General features: G+C 67.1%; 3 protein-coding genes. 2 read left to right on the forward strand and 1 reads right to left on the reverse strand.

Annotated elements, in window-relative coordinates; all coding sequences use genetic code 11:
• Positions 1-348: 348 nt before the first annotated feature.
• Both AC5LUJ_RS24030 and AC5LUJ_RS24035 read left to right on the forward strand, forming a co-directional pair.
• Positions 349-930, forward strand: a complete 582-nt coding sequence (locus AC5LUJ_RS24030; RefSeq protein ID WP_250285788.1) for a helix-turn-helix domain-containing protein — start codon at positions 349-351, stop codon at positions 928-930.
• 34 nt (positions 931-964) lie between these two features.
• Positions 965-1,501, forward strand: a complete 537-nt coding sequence (locus tag AC5LUJ_RS24035; protein ID WP_250285787.1) for a hypothetical protein — start codon at positions 965-967, stop codon at positions 1,499-1,501.
• A gap of 665 nt (positions 1,502-2,166) precedes the next feature.
• On the opposite strand, the gene AC5LUJ_RS24040 is transcribed toward AC5LUJ_RS24035, so the two are convergent.
• The gene (locus AC5LUJ_RS24040; RefSeq protein ID WP_250285786.1) at positions 2,167-3,186 is read right to left on the reverse strand and encodes a tryptophan--tRNA ligase; all 1,020 of its coding nucleotides are present in this window, start codon (positions 3,184-3,186) and stop codon (positions 2,167-2,169) included.
• Positions 3,187-3,276: the final 90 nt, after the last annotated feature.

A 3,276-nucleotide genomic window follows, 5' to 3' on the forward strand; every position in this document is an offset into this window, starting at 1 on the left:
TGAAGACCCGAAAATCTCAGTTCGCTGAAATATTATTACCCGGGCCGACCAGTCGAGGGACGACGAGGTTCCTTCTCGAGGAACTGCCTGTACCTGACACGCCGGCAGACGGCCGCTTGAGGTATGCCAGCCGCAGGAGCGGTGTCGGACGGGTTGGTTCGTCGTCCGTGGCCGGGGCGCTGACCCGGCCGGGTTGCCGTCGGCGACGATGGCCGGTCATGTCAACACCCGGCGGCGGAATTGCCCGATCGTGGCACTACAGCACGTGCGGGAGCGTCGCGTCCCGTCGCTGACCGGCGGCAGGACGACAGCGGACTGGTCGGCGTGTAGGCGTATACGCTTACGTTCATGGTGGTGGCTGACCTGGTACGCGGCGTTCGAGCCGATGCGGGGCTGTCTGTGCGGGCCCTCGCCGATGCGGCGGGGGTGGCGGCCAGTACCGTCCACCGGATCGAGCGGGGCGAGTTGCAGCCGACCGTGGACACGTTGCGACGTATCATCGAAGCCGCTGGGATGCGCCTGCACATCGACGTCCACCCCGACTATTCGGCCAGCATGGTCGGCCTGGCACGGTCGATCGTGAGTGACATCCCCGCTGGAGAGCGCACGGAGCCGGTCCGCAAGGCGGCGGAACTGGCCCATCGGTTCCGCGGCGCGGACCCGGACATCCGTCGTCGAATGATCACCGCGATGCCGCCTGCGACCGGGGACCAACGATGGGACGCCTTCCTGGCCGCACTCGCCGAGTGGCTGGCGGTCCAGGAGGATCTGCCCGTTCCCGCATGGGCCCATCACGACAGCCGCTATCTGCGCCATGGCTGGTGGGTGACGTCGATGCCGTCGATGCGGGCCTGGGAGTACGCCGGCAGCCCGGTTTCATTCCAGAACCATGGTGTGTACCTGCACCGCGACTCCCTCACGAACATATGAGTCAGCTGGTTCCTGATCATGGAGAAGCTGTCACATGCTGACCAGAGAGCGCATTCTCGGCCTGTTCGCGGAGCTGAACGACGAACTCCGCCGGCTGGGGATCCGCGGTGACGTCTTCATCGTCGGTGGTGCCGCCATGACTGTCGCCTACGACGCTCGACCGGCCACCAGGGACGTTGACGGGATCTGGCATCCGTCCACCGAGGTCCGCGCCGCCGCGGCACGGGTTGCAGCCCGTCATGAGGACCTTGAACCGGACTGGCTGAACGACGGAGTCAAAGGTTTTCTACCGGGTCATGATCCGGGGCATCCCGTCGTCGTCTACGACAATGATCACCTCACCGTGTCGGCTCCGTCTCCCGAGTACCTGCTGGCGACGAAGCTGCTGGCGAGCCGGGTCAGCCGTGACGAGAACGACATCATCAGGCTGTACGACCTGTGTGGCTTCTCCAGCGTCGACGAAGGCCTCGATCTGCTCGAACGCTATTACCCGGGCCGGCCGATCGAGGCGAAGGTGAGGTTCCTGCTCGAGGAACTGCTCGCACCCGACGCGCCGGCGGACGGCCACTGAGGCAGCCGGCCACTGAGGCAGCCGGCCGTGGGAGCGGGTGTCGGACACGGTGGTTCGTCGTCAGTGGCAGGGGCGCTGACCCGGCCGGGCTGGCGTCGGCGGCGATGGCCGGTCATGTCGGCACTCGGTAGCGGGAGATGCTCGATCGTGGCATTACAGTACGTGCGTGTGTTGCGTCGCGTCGCCGGTCGGCGACGCGACGACAGCAGGGTGATCGTCGTGTTCGCCACGGGGGAATGGATCATGCTGTGGGTGTCGAGATATGCGGACGGGATGTCGGCCCGGTGGGCCGCCCGGCTCGGCCCGGTGGGCCGCTGTGGCCCGTCGTGCCGCTGTGGCTCGGCGTGTTCCGGGCTGCCGGGCTGCGGCGCGGCCGTCCGTCGCGTTCCGGCCCGTCGGGCCGTGACGGTGTGATCACGGCGGTCGCTGACGGGGCACGCGGCTCGGTATGAGCCGCAACCTCAGGATCGCGGTGCCCGTGGTGCTGGTCGCCGCGCTCGTCGTCGTCGGGTTACGGGTGCTCACCCGTCCCTCGTTGTTCGCGTCCGACGCCTGATTCGGTCATGGGATGACGTGCGGCCGTCGCTGTGTGATGGCGGCCCGACACGGCCCGCCCGGTCGTCCCGCGCGTGGTATCCACACGGGACGAGACCGGCGGGACGGGGTCAGTCGATGCCGATCGCTCCGCGTATCTGTTCCAGGGTGGGCACTGTTCGTTTGCGGGCCTTTTCCGCGCCCGCGGCCAGCATGGCATCCAGTTCGCTGCCGGGGGCCATCAGGGCGTCGTAACGTTCGCGCAGCGGGCCGAGCTGCGTGTTGAGGACGTCGAACAGCTGGTTTTTCAGCTCGCCCCAGCCCATGCCGCCGGCCAGCAGGCGTTGCCGGGTGTCGGCGACGGTCTCCGGGGAGGCGAACTGCTCCAGGATCTGGAAGACGCTGGAGCTGTCCGGATCCTTGGGCGCCTCCACCGGGGTGGAATCGGTGGGAATACGACGGACGAGTTTCTTCAGCTGGGACTCGGTACAGAAAAGCGGAATCGTGTTGTCGTACGACTTGCTCATCTTCCGGCCGTCCAGGCCGGGGAGCGTGCGTCCGGTCTCGGCCTCGGGCACGATCGCCTGCGGGATTCTGAGTTTGAAGCTGTCACCGTAGACGTGGTTGAACGAGCCCGCGATGTCGGCGGCGATCTCCACGTGCTGTACCTGGTCGCGCCCGACCGGCACCGCGTCGGTGCCCATGATCAGGATGTCGACCGCCATGAGAACCGGATAATTGTACAGGCCCATGTTGATCCCGGCGTCGAGATCCGCCTTGCCCGCTTCCCGGTTGCGGTCCCGCGCCGCCTTGTAGGCGTGTGCCCGGTTCAGCAGCCCTTTACCGGTCAGGCAGCTGAGGATCCAGGCCAGCTCGGGGATCTCGGGGATGTCCGACTGCCGATAGAGGACCACCTGGTCCGGGTCGAGGCCGGCGGCGATCCACGTCGCGGCCACCGAGCGGGTGTAGTGCCGCAGCAATGCCGGGTCGCGAACAGTGGTCAGCGCGTGGTAGTCCGCGATGAAGTACATCGCCTCGTACTCCTCGGCGAGCCGCAACGCCGGTTTGATGGCACCGACGTAGTTGCCGAGGTGCGGTTCACCGGTCGGCTTGATTCCCGTCAGGGAAATTCTGGCTGGGGACGCGGACATCAACCTCACATCTTCTCCGGACTGTCCCTGAGAATACAGCTCGCGGTGGACGCCGGCCGTGACGCCCGCCCCCGGGCCGTGTGAGGTGGG

It is taken from the genome of Protofrankia sp. CiP1_Cm_nod3, from assembly GCF_982290655.1.